Annotated in this window: 18 protein-coding genes and 2 tRNA genes; 16 read left to right on the top strand and 4 right to left on the bottom strand. The window is 66.8% G+C overall.

What is annotated here, in order from left to right:
* Window positions 1-13: 13 nt before the first annotated feature.
* The 6 genes from F6S87_RS06030 to F6S87_RS06055 all read left to right on the top strand — a co-directional run bounded on the left by F6S87_RS06030 (window position 14) and on the right by F6S87_RS06055 (window position 8,626).
* Complete coding sequence (locus F6S87_RS06030) at window positions 14-217, top strand: hypothetical protein (protein WP_163227753.1); 204 nt, start codon at window positions 14-16, stop codon at window positions 215-217.
* A gap of 329 nt (window positions 218-546) precedes the next feature.
* Window positions 547-2,922: a formate C-acetyltransferase gene (gene pflB / locus F6S87_RS06035; protein WP_163227754.1), complete on the top strand. Its 2,376-nt coding sequence runs from the start codon at window positions 547-549 to the stop codon at window positions 2,920-2,922.
* Window positions 2,923-3,045: 123 nt separating this feature from the next.
* Window positions 3,046-3,930, top strand: a complete 885-nt coding sequence (gene pflA / locus F6S87_RS06040) for a pyruvate formate-lyase-activating protein (RefSeq protein WP_163227755.1) — start codon at window positions 3,046-3,048, stop codon at window positions 3,928-3,930.
* 149 nt (window positions 3,931-4,079) lie between these two features.
* The gene (locus F6S87_RS06045; RefSeq protein WP_163227756.1) at window positions 4,080-5,396 is read left to right on the top strand and encodes an HRDC domain-containing protein; all 1,317 of its coding nucleotides are present in this window, start codon (window positions 4,080-4,082) and stop codon (window positions 5,394-5,396) included.
* Window positions 5,397-5,501: 105 nt separating this feature from the next.
* Window positions 5,502-6,902, top strand: coding sequence for a trigger factor (tig, locus tag F6S87_RS06050; RefSeq protein WP_163227757.1), 1,401 nt, complete (start codon window positions 5,502-5,504; stop codon window positions 6,900-6,902).
* Between the two features lie 626 nt (window positions 6,903-7,528).
* Entirely contained in the window at window positions 7,529-8,626 is a 1,098-nt protein-coding gene (locus tag F6S87_RS06055) for a hypothetical protein (protein WP_163227758.1), read from the top strand.
* Between the two features lie 444 nt (window positions 8,627-9,070).
* On the opposite strand, the gene F6S87_RS06060 is transcribed toward F6S87_RS06055, so the two are convergent.
* Window positions 9,071-10,537 carry a chloride channel protein gene (locus F6S87_RS06060; RefSeq protein ID WP_163227759.1) on the bottom strand — a complete coding sequence of 489 codons (1,467 nt, stop codon included), beginning with the start codon at window positions 10,535-10,537 and terminating at the stop codon, window positions 9,071-9,073.
* Between the two features lie 147 nt (window positions 10,538-10,684).
* Between F6S87_RS06060 and F6S87_RS06065 the strand changes: the two genes are divergently transcribed.
* From F6S87_RS06065 to F6S87_RS06110, 10 genes are all read left to right on the top strand, one after another.
* A complete protein-coding gene (locus F6S87_RS06065; RefSeq protein WP_331270764.1) occupies window positions 10,685-11,299 on the top strand; it encodes an ATP-dependent Clp protease proteolytic subunit in 615 nt (204 codons plus the stop codon).
* A gap of 27 nt (window positions 11,300-11,326) precedes the next feature.
* On the top strand, window positions 11,327-12,034 hold the full coding sequence (locus F6S87_RS06070; RefSeq protein ID WP_163227760.1) for an ATP-dependent Clp protease proteolytic subunit: 708 nt from the start codon (window positions 11,327-11,329) through the stop codon (window positions 12,032-12,034).
* 158 nt (window positions 12,035-12,192) lie between these two features.
* Window positions 12,193-13,680 carry an ATP-dependent Clp protease ATP-binding subunit ClpX gene (clpX, locus tag F6S87_RS06075; protein ID WP_163227761.1) on the top strand — a complete coding sequence of 496 codons (1,488 nt, stop codon included), beginning with the start codon at window positions 12,193-12,195 and terminating at the stop codon, window positions 13,678-13,680.
* A 178-nt stretch (window positions 13,681-13,858) separates the two neighbouring features.
* Window positions 13,859-13,932 (top strand) — tRNA-Arg (locus F6S87_RS06080).
* 57 nt (window positions 13,933-13,989) lie between these two features.
* Window positions 13,990-14,063: transfer RNA gene (locus F6S87_RS06085), tRNA-Arg, on the top strand.
* Between the two features lie 251 nt (window positions 14,064-14,314).
* On the top strand, window positions 14,315-15,739 hold the full coding sequence (nhaA, locus tag F6S87_RS06090; protein WP_163227762.1) for a Na+/H+ antiporter NhaA: 1,425 nt from the start codon (window positions 14,315-14,317) through the stop codon (window positions 15,737-15,739).
* Between the two features lie 58 nt (window positions 15,740-15,797).
* Window positions 15,798-16,544, top strand: coding sequence for an LOG family protein (locus F6S87_RS06095; protein ID WP_231129418.1), 747 nt, complete (start codon window positions 15,798-15,800; stop codon window positions 16,542-16,544).
* Between the two features lie 36 nt (window positions 16,545-16,580).
* Window positions 16,581-18,572 (top strand): FAD-binding protein, encoded by a 1,992-nt coding sequence (locus F6S87_RS06100; RefSeq protein WP_163227764.1) that lies wholly within the window; start codon window positions 16,581-16,583, stop codon window positions 18,570-18,572.
* A 61-nt stretch (window positions 18,573-18,633) separates the two neighbouring features.
* Entirely contained in the window at window positions 18,634-19,608 is a 975-nt protein-coding gene (locus tag F6S87_RS06105; RefSeq protein ID WP_163227765.1) for a succinate dehydrogenase/fumarate reductase iron-sulfur subunit, read from the top strand.
* A 74-nt stretch (window positions 19,609-19,682) separates the two neighbouring features.
* Window positions 19,683-20,411 (top strand): O-methyltransferase, encoded by a 729-nt coding sequence (locus tag F6S87_RS06110; RefSeq protein WP_163227766.1) that lies wholly within the window; start codon window positions 19,683-19,685, stop codon window positions 20,409-20,411.
* An 87-nt stretch (window positions 20,412-20,498) separates the two neighbouring features.
* Here the strand turns inward: F6S87_RS06110 and F6S87_RS06115 are convergent, their stop codons facing one another.
* The 3 genes from F6S87_RS06115 to F6S87_RS06125 form a co-directional block, all read right to left on the bottom strand.
* Window positions 20,499-22,052: a DNA-processing protein DprA gene (locus F6S87_RS06115; protein ID WP_196779134.1), complete on the bottom strand. Its 1,554-nt coding sequence runs from the start codon at window positions 22,050-22,052 to the stop codon at window positions 20,499-20,501.
* 90 nt (window positions 22,053-22,142) lie between these two features.
* Window positions 22,143-23,672 carry a YifB family Mg chelatase-like AAA ATPase gene (locus tag F6S87_RS06120; RefSeq protein ID WP_163227767.1) on the bottom strand — a complete coding sequence of 510 codons (1,530 nt, stop codon included), beginning with the start codon at window positions 23,670-23,672 and terminating at the stop codon, window positions 22,143-22,145.
* Window positions 23,672-24,229, bottom strand: coding sequence for a YraN family protein (locus F6S87_RS06125; RefSeq protein WP_231129403.1), 558 nt, complete (start codon window positions 24,227-24,229; stop codon window positions 23,672-23,674). The genes F6S87_RS06120 and F6S87_RS06125 overlap by 1 nt, the downstream gene beginning before the upstream one ends.
* Between the last annotated feature and the right edge of the window lie 124 nt (window positions 24,230-24,353).

A 24,353-nucleotide genomic window follows, 5' to 3' on the forward strand; every position in this document is an offset into this window, starting at 1 on the left:
CAGAAAGGTGGGGATGATGGGCGACAAGGAGTGGTACTTCAATACCGTCACCGGCAAGGTGGAACTGGGGCCGCAGTCTCCGATGGCGATCCGGCTCGGACCGTACAAGACGAAGGAGGAGGCCGAGAAGGCCCTCGACATCGCCGAGGAGCGCAACAAGGAATGGGAAAATCAGGAGCGCGAATGGAAGCAGTGGCCGAAGGACGCGGCCAACTGATCCCTCTTCCCTCGGATGTCGCGGACCCGGGCTTCGGTCCCGGGCTCGCGACATCCGATTTTTCATGCGCGCAACCGTGCATGCGCATGAATCGTCCGCATGAATCGTCGCAAATGTGAGCCTTATCACAAAATGCGACGTACGGAACTCGAAATGGCTGATTTTCCGTGGCGGAAGACGGCGCGAGGAAGCCCGAAAACGGCGCGGAATCGCGAAATGTGACGAAGCTCACGCCCCCGAGGGATGTTTCGCCGACGGAAATTCGTTACGATTGATCTCAGCCAACGACACGACGACGCGTCGTGACGAACACCAACAAAGGAGTGGTAATGACAGCTGTTGACGCAACTGCAGTCTCCCCGGAGCAGCTCAAGGAAGAGGCCTGGAAGGGCTTTGTGCCGGGTCACTGGGAAGAAGACATCGACGTCCGCGACTTCATCCAGAAGAACTACACGCCGTACGAGGGCGACGAGACGTTCCTCGCCAACGCGACCGACAAGACGAAGCACCTGTGGGAATACCTCGATGACAACTACCTGGCTGTGGAACGCAAGCAGCGTGTCTACGACGTGGACACCCACACCCCGGCAGACGTCGACGCCTTCCCGGCCGGCTACATCGAGTCCCCGGAGGTCGACAACGTCATCGTCGGCCTGCAGACCGACGAGCCGTGCAAGCGCGCGATGATGCCGAACGGCGGCTGGCGCATGGTCGAGCAGGCCATCAAGGAAGCCGGCAAGGAAGTCGATCCGGCCATCAAGACGATCTTCACGAAGTACCGCAAGACCCACAACGACGGCGTCTTCGGCGTCTACACGAAGAACATCAAGGTCGCCCGCCACAACAAGATCCTCACCGGCCTGCCGGACGCCTACGGCCGCGGCCGCATCATCGGCGACTACCGCCGCGTGGCGCTGTACGGCGTCGACGCGCTGATCAAGTTCAAGCAGCGCGACAAGGACGCCGTTCCGTACCGCAACGACTTCACCGAGCCGGAGATCGAGCACTGGATCCGCTACCGCGAGGAGCACGACGAGCAGATCAAGGCCCTGAAGAAGCTCATCAACCTCGGCAAGGAATACGGCCTCGACCTCGCCCGTCCGGCCATGAACGCCCAGGAAGCCGTCCAGTGGACCTACATGGGCTACCTCGCCTCCGTCAAGAGCCAGGACGGCGCCGCCATGTCCTTCGGCCGCGTCTCCACGTTCTTCGACATCTACTTCGAGCGCGACCTCAAGAACGGCACGCTGACCGAGGAAGGCGCGCAGGAGATCATCGACAACCTGGTCATGAAGCTGCGCATCGTCCGCTTCCTGCGCACCAAGGACTACGACGCGATCTTCTCCGGCGACCCGTACTGGGCGACCTGGTCCGACGCCGGCTTCGGCGACGACGGTCGCACGATGGTCACCAAGACGTCGTTCCGACTGCTCAACACGCTGACGCTCGAGCACCTCGGACCGGGCCCGGAGCCGAACATCACGATCTTCTGGGATCCGAAGCTGCCGGAAGCCTACAAGCGCTTCTGCGCCCGCATCTCGATCGACACCTCGGCCATCCAGTACGAGTCCGACAAGGACATCCGCTCGCACTGGGGCGACGACGCCGCCATCGCCTGCTGCGTCTCCCCGATGCGCGTCGGCAAGCAGATGCAGTTCTTCGCCGCCCGCGTGAACTCCGCCAAGGCGCTGCTCTACGCGATCAACGGTGGCCGCGACGAGATGACCGGCATGCAGGTCATCGACAAGGGCGTCATCGATCCGATCACGCCGGAAGCCGACGGCACGCTCGACTACGAGAAGGTCAAGGCCAACTACGAGAAGGCCCTCGAGTGGCTGTCCGAGACCTACGTCGAGGCGCTGAACATCATCCACTACATGCATGACAAGTACGCCTACGAAGCCATCGAGATGGCCCTGCACGACCGCGAAGTCTACCGCACCCTCGGCTGCGGCATGTCCGGCCTGTCCATCGCCGCCGACTCGCTGTCCGCCTGCAAGTACGCCAAGGTCTACCCGATCTACAACAAGGACGCCAAGGACATGCCGGGCCACGAGTACGAGTACGTCGAGGGCGCGGACGACGACCTGATCGTCGGCTACCGCACCGAAGGCGAATTCCCGCTCTACGGCAACGACGACGACCGTGCTGACGACATCGCCAAGTGGGTGGTCTCCACCGTCATGGGCCAGGTCAAGCGCCTGCCCGTGTACCGCGGCGCCGTCCCGACGCAGTCCATCCTGACGATCACCTCGAACGTCGAGTACGGCAAGAACACCGGTTCCTTCCCGTCCGGCCACCAGAAGGGCACGCCGTACGCCCCGGGCGCCAACCCGGAGAACGGCATGGACTCCCACGGCATGCTGCCGTCGATGTTCTCCGTCGGCAAGATCGACTACGACGATGCCCTCGACGGCATCTCGCTGACCAACACGATCACCCCCGACGGCCTGGGCCGCGACGAGGACGAGCGCATCTCCAACCTCGTCGGCATCCTGGACGCCGGCAACGGCCACGGCCTGTACCACGCGAACATCAACGTCCTGCGCAAGGAGCAGCTCGAGGACGCCGTCGAGCACCCGGAGAAGTACCCGCACCTGACCGTGCGCGTCTCCGGCTACGCCGTCAACTTCGTCAAGCTGACGAAGGAACAGCAGCTCGACGTCATCTCGCGTACGTTCCATCAGGGCGCCGTCACCGAGTGAGACTCGGTGCGTAGCACGGGAAACTGAGTGAAAGGCGGGGCTTCGGCTCCGCCTTTCACGTTGCCGGACGTCACGCGCGAACGTCCTATAATCGTCGATATCGCACATGCCAGGGAGGCAGCCATGGGAGAACAGGACGCGGGGTTCCGCTCCACGAAGCAGCACATGCTGCGGGAATCCAAGGAATATCGGAGCCAGACGCTGATGGGCGGCCTGTCCGGCTTCGAAAGCCCGATCGGACTCGACCGGCGCGACCGCATCCGCGCGCTGCGGACCGGCGACATCGGCTTCGTGCATTCGTGGGACATCAACACGTCGGTGGACGGCCCGGGCACGCGCATGACAGTGTTCATGAGCGGCTGCCCGCTGCGCTGCCAGTACTGCCAGAACCCGGACACGTGGAAGATGCGCGACGGCAAGCCGGTCACGCTGGAAGCCATGATCAAGAAGATCGACCGCTACGCCGACCTGTTCAAGGCGACCAACGGCGGCATCACGTTCTCGGGCGGCGAATCGATGATGCAGGCGCCGTTCGTCTCCCGCGTTTTCCGCGCCGCCAAGGAAATGGGCATCCACACCTGCCTCGACACGTCCGGTTTCCTCAACAAGGACTACACCGACGAGATGATCGAGGACATCGACCTGTGCCTGCTCGACGTCAAGTCGGGCGACGAGGAAACGTACCGCAAGGTCACCGGCGGCGTGCTGCAGCCGACGATCGACTTCGGCGAGCGGCTCGCGAAGGCCGGCAAGAAGATCTGGGTGCGATTCGTCCTCGTGCCCGGCCTGACTTCCGACGAGGAGAACGTCGAGAACGTCGCGAAGATCTGCGAGCGGTTCGGCGACGCCGTCGAGCACATCGACGTGCTGCCGTTCCACCAGCTCGGGCGCCCGAAGTGGCACGAACTGCGCATCCCGTACCCGCTCGAGGACCAGAAGGGCCCGAGCCAGGCGCTCCGGGCCCGCGTCAAGGAACAGTTCGAGAACCACGGGTTCAAGGTCTACTGATCCGGGAAAGTCGCCCCGGACATTGCCCGCGACGGAAAGACCCCCTCCTGAAAGACTCTTCTTTCAGGAGGGGGTCTTTCCGTCGCGGGTCACGGTGCCTCATTATCATTGAGACGTTCAAGTTGTTTCCGTCGTGTTCTGGAGGTCCCGTGGCTGACGTCGAGCCGGTACTGTTGAGGGAACCCCGCGGAGGAGTGCCGGACATCATCGACACGCCGCGCGGGTTCTTCGAGTTCTGCGACCGGTTCGCGGGTGGCACCGGCTCGATCGCGATCGACGCCGAACGCGCCTGCTCGTACCGCTATGACCAGCAGGACTGGCTCGTCCAGTTCAAGCGCGAGGGTGCCGGCATCGCGCTCGTCGACCCCGTCGCGATCGCCAGTCCCCAGCGGCCCGGCGAGCTGCCGATCGGACCCGACGAATGGGAACGGTTCAACGTCCTGGCGGGAGAATCGCACTATATTATTCACGATGCGGCGATGGACCTGCCCGGATTCGCGAGAATCGGCCTGAAACCGAAGAAGCTCTTCGACACGAAGACGGCGGCGAGGCTGCTCGGCGCGCACCGCTTCGGCCTGTCGGCGCTGACCGAGCACTATCTCGGCCTCACGCTCGCCAAGGAACATTCCGCCGCCGACTGGTCCTACCGGCCGCTGCCGCGCGACTGGCGGGCGTACGCGGCGCTCGACGTCGAGCTGCTCATCGAGCTCGAGAACGCGCTGACCGCCGAGCTCAAGCAGGCCGGCAAGTGGGAGTGGGCGCTGCAGGAGTTCGCCTACGAGCTGGCCAGCGGGCTCGGGGAGCCGAAGAAGCCGCCGGTGCCGTGGCTGCACATCTCGAAGATCACCGAGCTCGGACGCGACCGCCGCGGGCTGGCCGTCGCGAAGGCGCTGTGGGAACAGCGCGACGAACTCGCGCGCGAATACGACATCGATCCCGGCCTGTTGCTCGAGGACTCGACGATCATCGAGGCGGCGAAGAAAAAGCCGCACAACGCCGCGCAGTTCCGTTCGGTCCGCTCGCTCAACGAGCGCGTGAAGCTCAATGTGCCGCCGGACCGCCACAAGATGTTCGAACGCTACGCGCCGATCCAGCGCAAGGTCAAGCCGTCGGTCTGGAAGACGGCCATCCAGCACGCCCTCGACCTGCCCGACGACGAACTGCCGACGATTCCGCACCGGCCGACTCACGACGCCGGCGAGGGGGAGGCCCCAAAGAACATGAAGGTCTGGCGCAACCGGCATCCCGACCGCTTCGCCCGCTTCCAGCGGGCCCGCAAGGCGATCACGACGATCGCGCAGGACACCCACACGCCGCCCGACGTGCTGCTCAAGCCGCAGATCGTGCGCAACCTGTGCTGGAGCGACGAGCCGCGTGCCGACGTGGCCGGCTTCCTCGCCGAACACGGCGCCCGCGACTGGCAGGTCGCGCTGTGCGCGCCGTCGCTGAGCCGAGCTATCATGTAACGGTTGCTCTGGCAACGGAAGAATCGTGGACAATACCCGTGAGCCACGGAACTCCGTTCCGGAGGCGAAAGTATTTACGAACCGTTACCGTCAGGAGCGTACAACGTGAAGATCAGCGTCAGGAACCTCGAGCCGACCAAGGCGAAGCTCACCATCACCGTCGACAAGGAAGAGTTCGAGCCGTACCTCGAGGAAGCCCGCAAGGAAATCGCCAAGCAGATCACCGTCCCCGGCTTCCGCAAGGGCCACGTGCCCGGCAAGATCGTCGACCAGCGCGTCGGCTTCGGCGCCGTCGCCGGCGAGGCCATCAACAACGCCGTCCCGAAGTTCTACGAGGAAGCCCTCGGCGAAAAGAACATCAAGCCGATGGACCGCCCGGAGATCGAGGTCGTCGACGTGCCGGAATCCGCCGACGACGACACCAAGCTGAAGTTCACCGCCACCGTCGAGCGCCGCCCCGACTTCGAGCTGCCGGCCCTCGACGACGTGACGATCGCCGTCGAGAAGACCGAGGTCTCCGACGAGGACGTCGACCGCCGCCTCAACGTGCTGCAGCAGCGCTTCGCCACGCTCGTCGGCGTCGACCGTCCGGCCGCCAAGGGCGACTTCGTCAACATCGACCTCGACGCCGTCATCGACGGCGAGTCGGTCGACTCCCAGGAAGGCGTGAGCTACGAGCTCGGCTCCGGCACCATGCTTGACGGCATCGACGAGGCCCTCGAGGGCCTGTCCGCCGGCGAGGAGACCTCGTTCGAGTCGACGCTGGAAGCCGGCGAGCACGAGGGCGAGAAGGCCCTCGTCAAGGTCAAGGTCAACTCCGTCAAGGCCGAGGAGCTCCCGGAGCTCGATGACGAGTTCGCCCAGGAAGCCTCCGAGTTCGACACGCTCGACGAGCTCAAGGAAGACATCCGCAAGGCCGCCGCCGCCGACGCCAAGGGCCGCCAGGCCACCGCCGCCCGCGACGCGTTCGTCGCCTACCTCGAGGAGAACATCGAGGTGCCGGTGCCGAAGGGCATCAAGGCCAACATGGTCGAGCAGCAGCTCAAGAACTCCGGCCAGGATCCGGAGACGATCTCCGCCGAGGAGAAGAAGGACGTCGAGGAGCAGGTCGAGAAGGACCTGCGCAACCAGATCGTCCTCGACCAGCTCGCCGAGACGATGAACGTCCAGGTCTCCCAGAACGAGGTCTTCCAGTTCATCGCCTCCATCGCCCAGCAGTACGGCATGGATCCGAACATGTTCATCCAGGCCATCATCAAGAACGGCCAGATCGGCTCGGCCGTCGAGGAAGTCGCCCGCTCGAAGGGCATGGTCGCCGGCATGCGCAAGGTCAGCTTCACCGTTGACGGCGAGCCGCTCGACCTGTCCGACTTCCTGGGCTCCGAGGAAGCCGAGGAGGCTCTCGACGAGGACGAGTCCGTCGCCGCCGCGGCCGCCGCTGCCGCCGTCGCCGACGACCTCGCTGCCACCGACGAATCCGCCGAGGACGCCGAGGACGCCGAGTGACGTTCGCCGGGTAATTCGGTACTGACGTCCGTCGCGCGACAGTTCCGTCGCGCGAATCGTCCTGTCTGAAGGTGCCGGACCATGCAGGTCCGGCACCTTCGTTTTTTCCGTGAGTGTCTTGCGTGAGTGTCTTGCGTGAGAGTCTTGCGTGAGTGTCTTGCCAAAAACAGGCCCGGAATGGCAGGAACCGCACAGTTGGCGCCCGGTAGCGTGAGTCCGCTGCCAAAACAAGAGCTATATGCCGTCGGATACATGCTTTGGCAAGCGTAGCGTGGGTTGACAGTCAATAACAGGGCAATTATGGCGACGAACTCACGCTTAGATCGTGAGCGCGTGGGGAAGCGACCAAAAAAGAGTTCCTCCTGTCATCGGACCCATGCGTAAGCGAGGCGTCGGAATCCAATGGGAAATCGTCGGACATTGCTGTTATCGGGATTTCCACGCGGGCGAGGACCCGTGTCAAGAAGGCGCCGGTGGAGACAAGGTTGGTCACTGGATTCATGCGTGGGCGGGACCGACGCCGGTGCCGTGTGCGGCGAGCGAACTGTGGAAAACGAGGCAGTCGTCCACCCGTACCATTTTTCCTTGAATGACGTCGCTACGGCGCATAGCGTTGGACCATGGCGATGAGAAGAAACGAACGACTGGAAACAATGCTTGCCGACGCGCATGCCCGACAGCGTTGTGCGGCGCCGCATGACTGCAATCTGCAGGAGGCGTCTCGCCGGCGCGTGCGCAATGGCGAACTGCTGAGTCCGATGGAAGGACTCTTCATTGACATTCCATACTGGAACGGCCTCGATCAACCCCGGCAAGCATGGCACCTTGCATTGGGACTGCAAGAATTGCGTCCGGGGAAATACTGTTTCGACGGTCCGACGGGCGCAATGCTGATGGGTTTCGAAGTGCCGCGGGTGCTGCATGCCGGCGGACTGTTCGTCGTCGGAACACGACGTGACAATCGTACGGTTCCAATGGCGACGTCGGCGCCGGCGCGGGGATGGAAGGTTCCGGCTACGCTGAACAAGCTGTATATTCCGGACGACGACCCGGCCGAGCAATGGAATGTCGGCGGCGTTGTCGTAACGTCTCCGGTCCGGCAGCTGGTGGTGATCGCGGCGATGACTGATTTTCCTCACGCACTTGCCGTGTTTGATTCGGCAATGAAAACGATTCCCGCGGTGAACGATGATCGACTGCTCGAATTTGCGTCCCGTTCGGCCGGTTCGCTGGGCGTGCCGGTGGACAAGGTGCGACAGCTGGTGGACTATGCAAATCCGCTGTCCGATAACGGCGGCGAATCGTTTGCGCGGGGAGTCATGATCCAGCAGGGGTTCCTGCTGCCGGATTTGCAGGTGCAATTCCCGAATCCGGACAATCCCGATTTCCCCTACCGCGTGGATTTTTGTTGGCGGCTACCCAATGGCGTCGTCATTGTCGGGGAACTGGATGGCAAGGATAAATACGGCGACCCTGTAATGACGCGCGGCAAGTCGCCGGCGCAGATCGGCCACGAGGAGTCCCGTCGCGAAACGTGGCTTGTCCGGCATTGCGGTGTCACCAGGGTCTTTCGGTTCACGTTCGCCGACGTCTTGAACACCGAACGATTCATTGCGCTGTTGCTGAGTGCCGGGATTCCCCGATGTAACCGTGGGTTCATGGCACCCCTGAATTGTTCTGGTGGCGCATATGCCGCACCCGACTGGTGCGCAATGATCCAGTGAGGCTGCCGTCAGGACGGTCCATGATTTGTCAGTTGTCCCATGCTTATGGATCGGTAGCGTGAGGCAACTGACAGGAGATGCCTACTTCGCACAAGAAAGTCATGCCAGGAGGCAAATAGCGTGAGGCGATGATCACCGTGACCAGCAGTTTGGCATCTGCCTCACGGAAAAGAGACCGCAGCATGAGGGAGCTGCCAGAAGCCAGTTGCATTTGGCGGAAACCACATGCTGGGTCTCCGTTGCCCCCGGGATGGCAGACTGAATACGGGCAGTTTCACTGTTGTCGTTGGCGTAGGCGCGTGGTGGCAGCTCCCGGATACGGGGCGTTTTGATGACCACCGCGAAAACCGCCGCCACCAACGCAGGCAGCTCCCGGATACGGGACGTTTTGTCACATACCGTGCCTGCCAAATTGGTGGAGGTTCTGGGACACAGGAGTGTTGGTCAGTCTCCCAGCAGCGTTTTGGCGGGAGAATCGTGCCAGTGTTCGGTGATTTTCGCCGTGAGGACGGCGACGATGCTGATCCAGGCGACCGGGATGAAGAGATTGAGCGGGGCCTCGGTGAGCTCCATGACGAGCGACATCGCCATCAGCGGGGCGTTCTGCGACGCCGACAGCAGCGCGCAGGCGCCCATCAGCGCGTAGACGCCGATCGAGTTCGTGCCGGCGAGCTGCATCCACAGGATGCCGAGGATGCAACCCATCGACGAACCGAGCGCGATGCCCGGCGTCAGCACGCCGCCGGACGCGCCCGAGCGGATCGTGAACAAGGTGACGAGCGCCTTCGCGACGAACGACAACAGCAGCAGCGGGATCAGCGACATCGTCGGCGTGCCCGAGAACGCAATCTGGGCCGTCGCGCGGCCGTTGCCCATGACCTGCGGCACCCAGATCGCGACGACGCCGGTGACAAGGCCGGCCAGCGGCAGCATCCAGAGGATCGAGCGGTCGGACGCCTTCCTGCGTTCCGCCCACTGCGCGCCGCGGCGGAACCACATGCCCAGCAGGCCGAGCACGATGCCGGCCGGCACGGCGTACAGCATGAGGTCGGGGGAGTAGAGCGCGTCGACGGTGCCCATGACATAGAACGTGTGCGTGCCCTTGATCAGCGACGCCGTCCACGCGGCGAGCGCCGAACAGCCGAACGCGAGCGCCACGCGGCCGACGGTGACGTCGACCATGAGGATCTCGATGGCGAAGAACGCGCCGGCGAGCGGGGCGTTGTAGACGCCGCCGATGCCGGCGCCGGCGGCGATGGCGACGAGCAGGTGCAGGTCGGATTCGCGGACGCGCAGCCACGATCCGACGCGCTGGGCGAACATCGAGCCGAGTTCGCGCGGGGCGACCTCGCGGCCGACGGACAGGCCGGCGCCGACGATGAAGATCTGCAGCAGCACGTGGACGACGGTCTGCCAGACCGGCATCAGCGCGCCGCGGAACGCCTGGCCGACCGACGGTACTTTCTTCGTCTTCGTGCGCAGCAGGTACCACAGCACGGCGGCGACGACGGCGGCGACGACGACGGAGAGAAAACGGCGGCGCCAGTCGGTCTCGAACGGTCCCGGCAGGTCCGGACTCTCGACGAAGCCGAGGAAGCAATGCTCGATGCCGTACAGCAGCTCGGTGAGCAGGCCGGCGCCGGCACCGACGGCAAGGCCGAGGACGACTGTCGCGACGATGACGACGAGGATGCGCACGCGGCCGTCGCGGCGGGTGTCGGGATGGTCGAGCGTGGTGTCGGCGACCTGCTGGCCGGGCCGCAGCTCGGTATTGTCGAAGTGGCCGGCGTCCTTGAGGTCGCCGGTGTAGAAGGAAGGACCGGCGTGGTCGCCGGCGTCGCCGGCGCCAGCGGCACGGCTGCCGGCGGTGCCGTCGTCGGGAGAATGCTTGCGAAGAAAGTTCCGTCTCATACTGAACGTCAAGTCTAACGATTCGCGTGCCGAAGACGGCGACCCGGCGACAATATCGGCTACGCGGGAATAAAACGGGAATAATATCCGGCACCGTCGTTTGACCGAGGTAGGCTAAGGCACAACTGTGAAGACAAGGAGACAAAGGTGAGCAATCTCATGACGACGTCGCCTCGGATGGATGAAGGCGACGCGCCGAGCGGCCCGATCGATCCGATTTTCAACCGGCTGCTCAAGGACCGCATCATCTGGATGGGCGAAGAGGTCAAGGACGACATGGCCAACCGCATCTGCGCCCAGATGCTGATGCTGGCCGCCGAGGATCCGAAGAAGGACATCTGGCTGTACATCAATTCGCCGGGCGGTTCGATTACCGCCGGCATGGCGATCTACGACACGATGCAGCTCATCGAGCCGGACGTCGCGACGGTCGGCATCGGCATGTGCGCGTCGATGGGCCAGTTCCTGCTGAGCTCCGGCACGAAGGGCAAGCGCTTCCTGACGAGCCACGCCCGCGTGCTGATGCACCAGCCGTCCGGCGGCATCGGCGGCACGACGACCGACGTGCGCATTTCCGCCGAGCTCATCATGAACATGAAGAAGACGCTCGCCGAGCTGACGGCCGAGCAGACCGGCCACACCGTCGAGGAAATCTACCGCGACAACGAATACGACCACTGGTTCACCGCCCAGGAGGCGCTGGAGTACGGCTTCGTCGACAAGCTCGTCTCCACGCCCGAGACGATGACGAAGGCCGAGTGAGTCCGCGGAAGGGGAGTGAACATAACCATGGCATCTGAAGAAGCGAAGTTTGTCGGCCGCGCCGAGCGGCTCGCCGGACCGTCCGGCATCGTCGGCTTCCAGCCGGCGGCCGCCCGCGCGGCGGCGTTCGGCCAGCCCGTCGACCGCTACGTCGTCCCGGAGTTCGAGGAGAAGACGCCGTACGGCTACAAGCGCCAGAATCCGTACACGCGCCTGTTCGAGGACCGCATCATCTTCCTTGGCGTCCAGGTCGACGACACGTCGGCCGACGACATCATGGCCCAGCTGCTCGTGCTCGAGAGCCTCGACCCGAACCGCGACGTCATGATGTACATCAACTCGCCGGGCGGCTCGATGACGGCGATGACGGCGATTTACGACACGATGCAGTACATCAAGCCCGACGTGCAGACGGTGTGCCTGGGCCAGGCGGCCTCGGCGGCGGCCATCCTGCTCGCGTCCGGCACGAAGGGCAAGCGCCTGATCCTGCCGAACGCCCGAGTGCTCATCCACCAGCCGGCCATCGACCAGGGCTTCGGCAAGGCGACCGAGATCGAGATCCAGGCCAAGGAAATGCTGCGCATGCGCGACTGGCTCGAGAAGACGCTCGCCGAGCACACCGGCCAGCCGATCGAGAAGATCCGCAAGGACATTGAGGTTGACACGTTCCTGACGGCCCAGGAGGCCAAGGAATACGGCGTCGTCGACGAGGTGCTCGAGCACCGCGCCAAGTGACGTGACGCGGCCGTGCCGCGATGCCGCGCCGGCATGACGGCGTAGGATAGCACGGTTTCCCGCGCTTGCGACGGTCCGCGTCCCGGTGGCACATGCCGCCGGGACGCGGACCGTCCGTGTTAGAATCGTGGCAACTGCAACGCCGGGGGAGGTGAGCCGTGGGACACGTCATCAGCTACAACGAAGGGGTGCAGCGCTGCGCGTTCTGCGGCAAGTCCGAGCGCGAGGTCGTCAAGCTCGTCGCCGGCGCCGGCGTGGCGATCTGCGACGAATGCATTGCGCTGTGCGTGGACATCATCGCCGAACCGGACAACACCGGCGGAACCGTCGACGACGACGTCGCGCCCGTGCGGCCGGCCGAGATCTTCGACGAGCTCGACCGCGACGTCGTCGGCCAGCGCGCGGCCAAGCGCACGCTGTCGGTGGCGGTCTACAACCACTTCAAGCGCCTGCGGATGGATCGTTCCGGACGGGAGCGGCGGCAGGCCGACGAACTCAAGGCGAAGATGGGTCCGGAGTACCGGCGGTTCTTCGCCGACCGCGACGCCGGCCGCGGCGTGCCGGCCCCCGGCGGCGCGGCGTTCATGCCCGACGACGCCGACGAGCTGGCCAACGTCACCGTTGCGAAATCGAACATCCTGATGATCGGGCCGACCGGCGTCGGCAAGACGTACCTCGCGCAGACGCTCGCGCGCACGATGAACGTGCCGTTCGTCATCGCCGACGCGACGACGCTGACCGAGGCCGGCTACGTCGGCGACGACGTCGAGACGGTGCTGCAGCGACTGCTGCAGGCCGCCGACGGCGACATCGAGGCCGCGCAGCGCGGCATCGTCTACATCGACGAGATCGACAAGATCGCCCGCAAGTCCGGCGAGAACACCTCCGTCACGCGCGACGTCTCCGGCGAGGGCGTGCAGCAGGCGCTGCTCAAGATCCTCGAGGGCACCGTCGCCGCCGTGCCGGTCGAGGGCGGACGCAAGCATCGCGACGTCGAGACCGTCAAGGTGGACACGCGCAACATCCTGTTCATCTGCGGCGGCGCGTTCGTCGGCCTCGCCGACATCGTCGCGAGGCGCCTCGGCGCCCGGGAGAGCGGCTTCGGCGCTTCCTGGCACGACCACGAGGTGCCGAAGGAGGAACTGCTCGGTCAGGTCAGCGCCGACGACCTCGCCGAATTCGGCCTGCTGCCCGAATTCGTCGGCCGCCTGCCCGTCGTCACGACGCTCGACGAACTGACCGAGGACGACCTGTGCCGCATCCTGACCGAGCCGGAAAACGCGCTCGTCAAGCAGTACCGCAAGCTGTTCGCCGCCGACGGCGTGGCGCTCGAGTTCACGCCGAACGCCATCGCCGCGATCGCGCGGCAGTCGATCGCCCGCGGCACCGGCGCCCGCGGCCTGCGCTCGATCATCGAGCGCACGCTCGAGGACACGATGTTCCGCGTGCCCGGCGCCGGCCTCGAGGGCGGCGGCGTCATCGTCGACGAGAAGTGCGTGACGGACGGCGATGTCCCGAAGGCGATGGACGAGACCGAGTACCGCGCCTGGAAGACCGGCGGCGCGGACACGGCGGCGTTCCGGGTCATCCGCGGCGGCCGCGGCCGCCTGACGTCGTTCGGCCATCCGTCGCTCTCGCAGATGTAAAACGATTCCTCCGCCCGGGACCATTGCCTGTTCCGGCGGCGAAAACCGTTGGAATTCCGGCGAAACCAAGCCGAATGCCCCCGTTTCGACACGCCGCGATTTGGCCAAACCGGCAAACGGCGGTAACTTATACGAGTTGCTTCAAGCAAGCAAGAAATTGCAGCTTGACGGACAACATGCGCGAGTAGCCCAGCGGATTAGAGCAGCTGACTACGGATCAGCAGGTCGCAGGTTCGAATCCTGTCTCGCGCACTGGCCACGGTTTCCGCCAAACCGCGAGTCGAGCACATGGCGGATGCAAGTGGTGTTGCGCGAGTAGCCCAGCGGATTAGAGCAGCTGACTACGGATCAGCAGGTCGCAGGTTCGAATCCTGTCTCGCGCACGGAACCGAAACCCCGGTCGCGAAAGCGGCCGGGGTTTTTCGTTGCCGCGGTAGCTGCGCCGTCGGTGCAGCAGGCCCCCGAAGACGCGTCCGGATGGCATAATGGTGAACGTTTGGTCGCGGTTGGCCGCGGCCGGAATGACCGGGCTTGACCGGCTGTTGACGGTGGCGGTATTGATTAGCGGTATCGATTTGCGTATTGACCGATCACGGCACCGGCGGCACGGCCGCCGACGAAGGGATGGACAGACATGGGCGAAAGCAGCAGCAACGGGGTGTGGGCGAAAATCCGGCACGTGGCCGCCTCCGACAGGATTTCCGGCCTGATCATGCTCGGGTTCGCGCTCGCCGGCCTCGTGCTCGCCAACCTGCCGGCCACCTATCACTTCTTCGAGGAACTCTCCGAGTTTCACCTCGGCATCCCAGGCACCAACATCGACATGGGCCTGGGCCACTGGGCGCAGGACGGCCTGCTGACGATCTTCTTCCTCGTCGTCGGCCTCGAGTTGCGCCAGGAACTGTCGACCGGCTCGCTCGCCAATCCGAAGGCCGCCGCCGTGCCGATGCTGTGCGCCGTCGGCGGCATGATCGTGCCGCCGGTCCTGTTCCTCGCCGTCATCGCGATCTTCTGCCACGTCGGCGCCGGCGACCCCGGCAGCCTGGTCATTGCGAACGGCTCGATGTTCAGCTTCGCGGACACGGCCCACGGCTGGGCCATCCCGACGGCCACCGACATCGCGTTCTCGCTCGCCGTCCTCGCCCTGTTCGCCAAGGCGCTGCCCGGCTCCATCCGCGCGTTCCTGATGACGCTCGCCACCGTCGACGACCTGCTCGCGATCATCTTGATCGCCGTGTTCTTCTCGTCGCTTAACGCCTGGTACTGGTTCCTCGGCATCGCCATCTGCGGCGTCGCCTGGTACTTCCTCGTCAGGATGAAGAAGGTGCCGTGGTTCGGCGTTGCCGTCATCGGCATCCTCGCGTGGGTCATGATGTACGAGGCCGGCGTCCATCCGACGCTCGCCGGCGTCCTCGTCGGCCTGCTGACGCCGGCGCGCGCCGTCTACGGCGAGCGCACGCCGCGCGCCGAGCGCTACGCCGAGAAGCTCCAGCCGTTCTCGGCGCTGCTCGCGCTGCCGATCTTCGCGTTCTTCGCGACCGGCGTCCACTTCGACGAGATCTCGCTGATGCTGTTCGTCTCGCCGGTCGTGATTGGCATCATCGTCGCGCTCGTTGTCGGCAAGCCGCTGGGCATCATGATCACGGCGTGGCTCGCCACGCATGCCGGCGGCCTGAAGATGCCGAAGGGCCTGCGCGTGCGGGACATGTTCCCGGCGGCCTGCGCCTGCGGCATCGGCTTCACCGTCTCGTTCCTCATCGCCTCGCTCGCGTACTCGAACGCCGAGCTGTCGGCGGAGGGCCGCTTCGGCGTGCTGCTCGCGTCGCTGCTCGCCGCCGCGATCTCCGGCGTGCTGCTGAGCCGTCAGTCGGCGAGGTTCGCGAAGCTCCATCCGGCGCTCGAGGCCGGGGAGGAAGCCCTCGATTCCGGTGCCGGCGAAACCGCCACCACGCTCTCCGATGGTACGGTGGTGGTCAGTCAGACAATGAAGGGACTGCATCACCATGGCCAGAATGGAACCTCCGAGGGTGCCGGGCAGGCATCCGGCAGCCAACGCTAATTTCGTGAACGCCTCGTCCGCCGGCGGTTCCGCCGGCGATACGGACGATTCGTCCGTCATGCCGCCGAACCCGCAGGTCGAGTCGCCGCTCGGCGAGACCTACCACCGCGGCCCGGTCATCCTGCGCGGCAACCTGGTGCCGGAGAAATCGAGCACCGAACAGCTGCTCGAGAAGGACGAATCCGACTGGCTGCACCACGATCCGTGGCGCGTGCTGCGCATCCAGGCCGAGTTCGTCGACGGCTTCGGCGCGCTCGCCGAGCTCGGTCCGGCCGTCTCGGTCTTCGGCTCGGCGAGGATCAAGCCGGACGAACCGTCCTACCGGTCCGCCTACGACATGGGCCGCAAGATCGCCGGCCGCAAGATCGCCGTCATCACCGGCGGCGGCCCCGGCATCATGGAAGCCGCCAACCGTGGCGCCGCGGAAGCCGGCGGCAAGTCGGTGGGCCTCGGCATCGAGCTGCCGCACGAGCAGGGCATCAACGAGTGGGTCAACCTCGGCATGACGTTCCGCTATTTCTTCGTGCGCAAGACGATGTTCGTCAAGTACGCGAACGGCGTCATCATCTGCCCCGGCGGCTTCGGCACGCTCGACGAGACGTTCGAGCTGCTCACGCTCGTCCAGACGCACAAGGTCGCGTCGATGCCGGTCGTGCTGTTCGACAGCGAATACTGGAAGGGCCTGTTCGACTGGATCAACGGTCCGGTGAGCGAACACGGCATGATTTCCGAATTCGATCCGAGCCTCGTGACGATCACCGACGACGTCGACGAGGCCGTCGACGTCGCGACGAGCGCGATCTAGGAGTCACCGGCCGGCGCGTTTTGTATAATGGCCCGCATGAGTCCGAACACAGTCGAAGAGATGTACGATGCCGTGATCATCGGCGCGGGCGCCGCGGGCCTGTCGGCGGCACTGGGGTTCTATCGCAGCGAGGCGGTGAACGAGCTGAGGGAGCGGGGCGTCGAGCCGAAGGTGCTCGTCATCTCGAAGCTCCAGCCGCTGCGCAGCCATACCGGATCGGCCGAGGGCGGCATTGCCGCGAGCCTCGGGAACATCGAGCCCGACGAATGGCAGTGGCACTACTACGACACCGTCAAGGGCGGCGACTATCTCGTCGACCAGCCGGCCGCGAAGCTGCTCGCGCAGTACGCGCCGGAAACTGTCGTCAACCTCGAGCGTTCCGGCGTCGCGTTCTCGCGCACCGCCGACGGCCATATCGCCCAGCGCCGCTTCGGCGGCCACACGAAGGATTATGGCGGGGAACCGATGGAGCGCGCCGCCTACGCCGCCGACCGCATCGGCCACCAGATCCTGATGACGCTGTGGCAGCAGTGCGTCAACTACGGCGTCCAGTTCGCCGAGGAATGGTACGTTTCCGACCTGGTTCTCGACGACTGGCACGATTCGCGCGCCGCTGCCGCCACCGAATCCACGGCCGAATCGTCCTCCGGCAGCGGGGAACGCAGGGTCGAGGGCGTCGTCGCGTTCGACACCCACACCGGCAAGACACATGCCGTCCACGCCCGCAACGTGCTGATCGCGACCGGCGGCGCCGGCCGGCTGTTCCACACGACGTCGAATTCCTACGACCTGACCGGCGACGGCATGGCGCTCGCGCTGGACGCCGGCCTGCAGGTCGAGGACGTCGAATTCGTCCAGTTCCATCCGACCGGCCTGGCCCACACCGGCATCCTGCTGTCGGAAGCGAGCCGCGCCGAGGGCGGCATCCTGCGCAACGGCGACGGCAAGGCGTTCATGGCCGACTACGCGCCCGAGCACCGCGACCTCGCCGCCCGCGACGTCGTCAGCCGCGCCATCCGCGCCGAAGTCGACGCGGGCCGCGGCGTCGCCGACCCGAAGGACCCCGACGGTCCGAAGGACTGCGTCTGGCTCGACATGACCGGCATCGACCCGGAACACATGCGCGAAGTGCTGCCGCAGGTCCTCGAGACGATCGAGATGTACGGCGGCCTCGACCCGACGCGCGACTGGGTGCCAGTCAAGCCGACGGCCCACTACACGATGGGCGGCATCCCGATCACCGTGGACGGCCAGGTCTACACCGTGACCGGCGACGGGGACGGCGTCAGGACGTCGCCCGTCACCGGCCTGTACGCGGCCGGCGAATGCTCGTGCGTCTCCGTCCACGGCGCCAACCGCCTCGGCGGCAACTCGCTGCTCGACGCCTGCCTGTTCGGCACGCGCGCCGGCCACACGATCGCCGCCAATGTCCTCGCCGACCCCGTCGACAACCCGATGGCCGACGACGGCGCCGACACCGGAGACGACACCGACCCCGTGCGGGAAGCCGCCGACGCCCGCGCCGACGACGTCAGGGCGCTGCTCGGCACCGTCACGCCGGGACCGGAGAACGAAACCGCCGGCGAGGACGACAACGTCGACAACATGGGCGGGACCGCCGCGGAAGAATCGTCCGACGCCAACGCCTACCAGGTCATGGACCGGCTCGGCGCCGTCATGGACGCGGCGCTCGCCGTCATCACCGACGGCGACAAGATCGACCGCGCGCTCGCCGAAGTCGGCGAGCTGCGCGAACAGGCCGCCGCGCTGGCGTCGCACATGGACGCCGCCGCGTTCAACCAGGAAATCACGGCGATCTGGGAGACGCGCCACCTGATCGAGCTGGCGACGGCCGTGCTCGAGGCGACGGCCGCGCGGCACGAGTCGCGCGGATCGCTCTACCGCACCGACTATCCGAAGCGCGACGACGGGCATTTCCTGGCCCACTCGATGACCGGTCGCGACGGCGACGTCGACTGGAAGCCGGTCGAGATCGTCGACATCGAGCCGCGACAGCGGGCGTACTGACGGCGCGGAGGACGGCCGTATATAATGGGTTCCTTGGTTCGATCAATGGAAAGGCCAGACGATGAGTGACGAGCGAAGCGACAAGGCGACCGTGACGCTGCGCGTGGCGAGATTCCAGCCGAAGGCCGAGCGCGAGCGTCCGGCGAGGGCCGGGCGTCGCGAGCGCGGCGGCTCGCCGTTCGGCGGCCGGCGCGGCTCGTCGTCGCCGTTCGGCGGCGCCAAGCGCGTGCGCGGCAGGCAGTGGACGCAGGACTACCGGCTCGAGCTGTCGCCGGAGACGACGCTGCTCGACGCGCTGCTGACCGTCAAGCGCACCGTCGACCCGTCGCTCGCGTTCCGCTACTCGTGCGGCCATGGCATGTGCGGTTCCGACGCCGTCGCCGTCAACGGCACGCCGACGCTGCTGTGCACGGCGAAGATCCGCGACGTCGCCAAGCTGCCGTCGAGTTTCCCGGGCGCCGACGACGAGGGCTTCCGCAAGACCGGCGTGCCGGCCGTCGTCGAGACCGACGCCGACAGCGTCACAGGCAACCCCGCCGGCGACGCCGACGGTCCGCTCGATCTCGGCGTCGTCGAGATCGCGCCGCTGCCGGGCTTCGCCGTGCTGCGCGACCTCGTCGTCGACATCGACAAGATGCTCGACCAGCTGCGCAAGCTCAAGCCGTACCTCATCGCCGACGGCGTGCTCGCGACGACCGTCGACGGCAAGGTCGACGTCTTCGAATACCTGCAGCGACCCGAACAGCTGAAGAAATACGAACAGCTGACGAACTGCATCCTGTGCGGCGTGTGCGAGGGCGCCTGCCCGGTGTATTCCGGCGGCGAGGCGTTCGTCGGTCCGGCCGCGCTGATCAACGAGAGCCGGTTCGTTAACGATTCGCGCGACTACGAGCACGACGGGCGACTCGACATGATCGACACGGCCGACGGCATCCAGGCCTGCCAGTCGGTGCGCGCATGCTCGCGGCCATGCCCGAAGGGCATCGACGTCGGCGAGGAAATCTGGCAGCTCATCGCGCAGGTGCGGGAACGCTAGGCCATCCACCACGACAGTTGGGCGCGGCCGGCCGCCACAGTCGACGGCCGGCGGCGCCCGGGGACAGACGAGACATGAATAAAGAGTCGTTCATCAATCACGCGAAGGCGTGGGAATTCACCGAAGGTCACGAGCGGGACCGCGAATCCGGCATCGTCGCCGAGGCGCGCACGCGCGCCGCCGAAGCCGGCCTGCCGCAGTCCTCCGCCGCGCAGGGCGCGATGGTCGACACGCTGCTGGCGCTCGTCGGCGCGTCGTCGGCGATCGTCGTCGGCACCGACGTCCTCGTCGAGACGGCGCAGATCATCGAGGGCTTCGAACGATTCTCGCCGTCGGCGTCGCTGCACGGCACGATCGGCGTCACCGGCCCGCACAGCTCGGTCGCGCGCGTGACGACGGTCGACTCTTCGCCGCAGGGCATCGCCGAGGTGCGCCGCTTCTTCAACGCCGTCGGCAACCGCACGTCGGCAATCCTGCGCGCCGTCAACGCCGATCCGCGCGTCTACCTGACGCGTCTCAACGCCGACGACTACGACCTCCTCCTCGTCTCCGGCGATCCGGACAACTACACTGCCTCGTTCGCGGCGGCCCCGCGCCTGCTGCACCGCGGCGGCGTGCTTGTCTTCACCGACGTGCTCGCGATGGGCGACGACGCGTCGAGCGAAGGCGTCGTCAACGCCGCCGACCGGTCGGCGAAGGCCGTCGCGATGCGTGCGCTGCTCGACGCCGTCGAGGACGACGAACGCTTCTCGACCGCCCTGCTGCCCGTCGGCAGCGGCATCCTCGTCGCCGCGCTGCGCTAGGCGACAGTTTTCCGGTCCCTTTTCAGATGCGAACCCGGGCCGATGGCCCGGGTTCGCGACGTCGGCGGGAGCCCGAAACGGACAATCCTAGGCGACCAGCAGCGTGCCCTGCCGGCGAATGACGCCGTCGAGTTCCAGACGGCCGAGCAGGCTGGCGAATTCGCCGGCGTCCAGCGGGGGAGCGCCGGCCGGCCTTCTCCCGTTGAACGTCGCCAGCACGTTGTCGGGCGTGGCCGCGGCGCCGCGGCGCCGGCAACGACGGATGGCGGCGACGACTCGCGCGGCCGGATCAGTGTCCAAATCCGTCGCCGGATCTGTCACCGAATCCATCGCCGGATCCGTCGCCGAATCCATCGCCGAATCCGCGGACGGATCCGCGGCCGAACCAGGGCCGGCGGCGACGGCGGGCATCAGGTTGAGCTGTGGCTGGCGGGCGTGCGGCATCGCGACGATATCCGGGACGGCATGCGGACGCGAGCCGGACGGCGACACGGTCCGTGACCACGGGTCGTCGACGGCGCCGCCGGACCGGACGGTGCCGGTGACGTCGTCCCGGGAAACGACATGCGGCAGATGGGCCGGATGACACAGGTCGCCCAGGTCGGCGACGTCGAGCAGCGGCACCGCGCGCTGATCGGCGATGAGCCGGTTGCAGCCCGAACTGTCGGCGTCGAGCGGCGAACCGGGCGCCGCCCAGACATTGCGGTTGAGATCGTTTGCCCAGTTGGCCGTGTTCAGCGCCCCGGACCGCAGCCGGGCCTGCGCGACGACGATGGAGTCGGCGAGCGCCGCGATGAGCCGGTTGCGCATCAGGAACCGGTGTGCCTCCGGCACCGTGCCGGGCGCCATTTCCGTCGCGAGCGCGCCGCCGGCGGCGACGATCCGGTCGAACAGGCGCAGGTTGACCGACGGACCGGCATGGTCGAGGCCGCCGGCGAAGAACGCGACGGTGCGTCCGCAGCGTTCCGTTCCGATCCGGTCGGCCATGTCGACGACACCGCGGTGCGCGGCCGCGTCGGTGCCCATCGCGCCGCCGGAAACGACGGTGTGGCCGGCCGCGGCGAGGTTCGAGGCCAGCGTGCCGGCGATGTGCCGGCCGGCATCGTTGACGGCGCGGGACCCGACGATCGCGACCGGCATGTCGCAGGCGACGAGCGCGTCCGGCGCGCCCCTGACCCACAGGCACACCGGCGGCGCCCAGTCCGAGCGGACCGACAGGTCGGCGAACCGGGACGGCCAGCAGTCGTCGCCGGGCACGACGAGCCGGTAGGCGCCGTCGGCCGTCGCCCACGCCCGCAACGCCGACAGGCCGTCGGCATTGTCGGGGCCGGCGCCGTCGCCGACACGGGCGAGCAGCCGGTCGAGCCGCAGCAGCCACCGGTTGACGGCGCGGCCGAATGCGTCGAGACCGGCCGCGCCCGCGCGCCGGCCCCAGCAGGCCAGTCCGGCGCCGAACCGGTCGTCGAGCCGGATCCGCAACCGGCGGTCGTCGGGAGCGCGCCACAGCCCCGTCAGCTCGTCGAGCAGCGCCACGCCGCCGCCGTCCATGCCGCGCAGCAGCGCGACCATCAGCGCGTCGGCGCCGTCGCCGATCGCCGACAGCACGGCCCTGGCCAGCGGCTCCGGAATCGTCGTGGTCATCGTCGTCCTTTCGTCGTTGTCGTCATAGTCGTCATCGTCGTTGTTGTCGTCGGCTGGATTGCCGACGGGATTGTCTCCCCGGACAGTCGCCTACACGCGCGTGCGAAGCGCGATCGCCCGGTGCATGTCCTCGGCGTCCGGCTCGCCATGGCCGGCGAGGTCGGCGAGCGTCCACGCCAGCCGCATCGCGCGGTCGGCGCCGCGCAGGCTCATGAACTGCGAGGCCAGCGTCCGGTCGACGACGTCGAGGACGGCCGACGGCGTATGCTCGCGCAGCCACGCGCCCGACGCCTGCCCGTTGCAGCTCCATGGCAGTCCGGCGAAGCGTTCGGCCGCGCGGTTCCGGGCCTCGACGACGGCCTGCCGCATCCGGGCGCTCGACGGTCCGTCGTGTCCGCGGCGCGACGTGACGTTCGTCGCCGGCATCACGTCGACCTGGATGTCGATGCGGTCGAGGATCGGTCCGGACAATCGCCCGAAATACCGGATGCGGTCGCGTTCGCGGCACGTGCAGCGCTCGCAGTTGCCGTATCCGTAGCCGCACGGACACGGATTGGCGGCCATGACCAGCTGGAACCGGGCCGGAAAGAACGTCGTGCCCTTCGAACGCGACACCGTCACGTAGCCCGACTCGAGCGGCTCCCGCAGCGCCTGCAACGCCTTCGTCGCGAACTCCGGCGCCTCGTCCATGAACAGCACGCCGTTGTGCGCCTTCGTCACCAGTCCCGGCTCGGGCACGCCGGTGCCGCCGCCGGCGATCGAGACGACCGACGCCGTATGGTGCGGCGCCTCGAACGGCGGCGTGTCCGTGATGCCGTAGCGCGACAGCGTGCCGCACAGCGACCGGATCGACGCGACTTCGAACTGCTCCTGCTCGGTCAGCGGACACATGATGCCCGGCAGCCGCGAGGCCAGCATCGTCTTGCCGGTGCCCGGCGGCCCGACCATCAGCAGGTGATGACCGCCTGCCGCCGCGACCTGCAGCGCCCACTTCGCCGTCTGCTGGCCGATGACCTCGTCCATGTCGCCGACCGCCGGCGCCGCCTCGGCCTGCGACGTCGCCGCGCGGTCGGCCAGCGTCGCCACCGGATTCGGCGTCGTCGTCTTCGCCTCGGCGCCGAGCAGCTCGATGAGCTCGCCGACATGGGAGACATACATGACATCGAGGCCCTTGACGAGCTCGGCCTCGTCGGCGTTGAGCCGCGGCGCGATGACCGACGTCAGCCCGCGCTCGCGGGCATGCATCAGGATTGGCAGCATGCCGTTGATCGGCAGGACGGTGCCATCGAGGCTGACCTCGCCGAGCACGATCGTGTCCGCCAGACAGTCGGGATGCCTGCAGTTGGCCGTCAGCACGCTGGCGGCGATCGCGAGATCGTGGCCCGAGCCGCGCTTGGGCAGCGACGCCGGCGACATGTTCACCGTCACGCGCATGTCCGGCCAGTGGAAGCCGGCGGCCACGCACGCCGACCGGACACGCTCGCGCGCCTCGGCCAGCGACGCGTCCGGCAGGCCGATGATCGAGAAGCACGGCAGTCCGGGCGAGACGAACGCCTGCAGCTGGATGACGAACGCCTGCAGGCCCATCAGGCCGACCGACAGCGCCCCGCCGATGCCCATCAGAACGCTCCCGGCACATGCGTGATCTCGACGCGCCGGTCGCCGACGACGATCGAGATGACGTCGAAGCGCACGCCGGTGTTGTACGGCTTGTGCTTCCGCGTCAGCAGCCACTCGCTCGCCGCCATCCGCAGGTGCTTCTGCTTCGTGACGGTGACGGCTTCCGCCGGCAGGCCGCTGCGCACCGACCGCCGCGTCTTCACCTCGACGAAGACAAGCAGCTGGTCGGCCGACAGCGCCACCAGGTCGAGCTCGCCGTAGCGGCAGCGCCAGTTGCGGTCGAGCATCTCGTAGCCGTCGCCGGCCAGCTGCATGGCCGCCAGCGATTCGCCCATCGCGCCGAGCTGGCGCGTCGACAGCGAGAAGACGTCGAAGCCTCCGTTTCCGCTGCCCCCGTGATTCTTGCCGTCGCCGGCGTCGTCACGGGCCGATTCCATCATGTCGATCAGGTCCTCGCCGAACAGGGAGTCCAGCGCCTCGCGCAGGGACATCGTGCGCCGGAATTCCCGCTCCTCGCCGGCCGTCACGGCGCCGGCATCCGTTGCAAATTCGTCCATGGCCCCAGTCCAGCACGCCCGGCGCCGCGGACCAAGGCCACCGGAGTCCTGTGGACGAATGCCCCGTTTTCCACCGCGATCCGTGGTACATCCTGACGCGGGAATCGTGCGGGACGGGTTCATT

Source organism: Bifidobacterium choloepi (assembly GCF_010667615.1).
GTDB lineage: Bacteria > Actinomycetota > Actinomycetes > Actinomycetales > Bifidobacteriaceae > Bifidobacterium > Bifidobacterium choloepi.

Coding starts and splice junctions, on each gene's coding strand:
- F6S87_RS06110 (WP_163227766.1), top strand. CDS start 19,683: ATGAATAAAGAGTCGTTCATCAATCACGCGAAGGCGTGGGAATTCACC.
- pflB (WP_163227754.1), top strand. CDS start 547: ATGACAGCTGTTGACGCAACTGCAGTCTCCCCGGAGCAGCTCAAGGAA.
- F6S87_RS06105 (WP_163227765.1), top strand. CDS start 18,634: ATGAGTGACGAGCGAAGCGACAAGGCGACCGTGACGCTGCGCGTGGCG.
- F6S87_RS06100 (WP_163227764.1), top strand. CDS start 16,581: ATGAGTCCGAACACAGTCGAAGAGATGTACGATGCCGTGATCATCGGC.
- F6S87_RS06055 (WP_163227758.1), top strand. CDS start 7,529: ATGAGAAGAAACGAACGACTGGAAACAATGCTTGCCGACGCGCATGCC.
- nhaA (WP_163227762.1), top strand. CDS start 14,315: ATGGGCGAAAGCAGCAGCAACGGGGTGTGGGCGAAAATCCGGCACGTG.
- F6S87_RS06060 (WP_163227759.1), bottom strand. CDS start 10,537: ATGAGACGGAACTTTCTTCGCAAGCATTCTCCCGACGACGGCACCGCC.
- F6S87_RS06030 (WP_163227753.1), top strand. CDS start 14: ATGATGGGCGACAAGGAGTGGTACTTCAATACCGTCACCGGCAAGGTG.
- F6S87_RS06120 (WP_163227767.1), bottom strand. CDS start 23,672: ATGGGCATCGGCGGGGCGCTGTCGGTCGGCCTGATGGGCCTGCAGGCG.
- F6S87_RS06095 (WP_231129418.1), top strand. CDS start 15,798: ATGCCGCCGAACCCGCAGGTCGAGTCGCCGCTCGGCGAGACCTACCAC.
- F6S87_RS06070 (WP_163227760.1), top strand. CDS start 11,327: ATGGCATCTGAAGAAGCGAAGTTTGTCGGCCGCGCCGAGCGGCTCGCC.
- F6S87_RS06125 (WP_231129403.1), bottom strand. CDS start 24,229: ATGGACGAATTTGCAACGGATGCCGGCGCCGTGACGGCCGGCGAGGAG.
- pflA (WP_163227755.1), top strand. CDS start 3,046: ATGGGAGAACAGGACGCGGGGTTCCGCTCCACGAAGCAGCACATGCTG.
- F6S87_RS06115 (WP_196779134.1), bottom strand. CDS start 22,052: ATGACCACGACGATTCCGGAGCCGCTGGCCAGGGCCGTGCTGTCGGCG.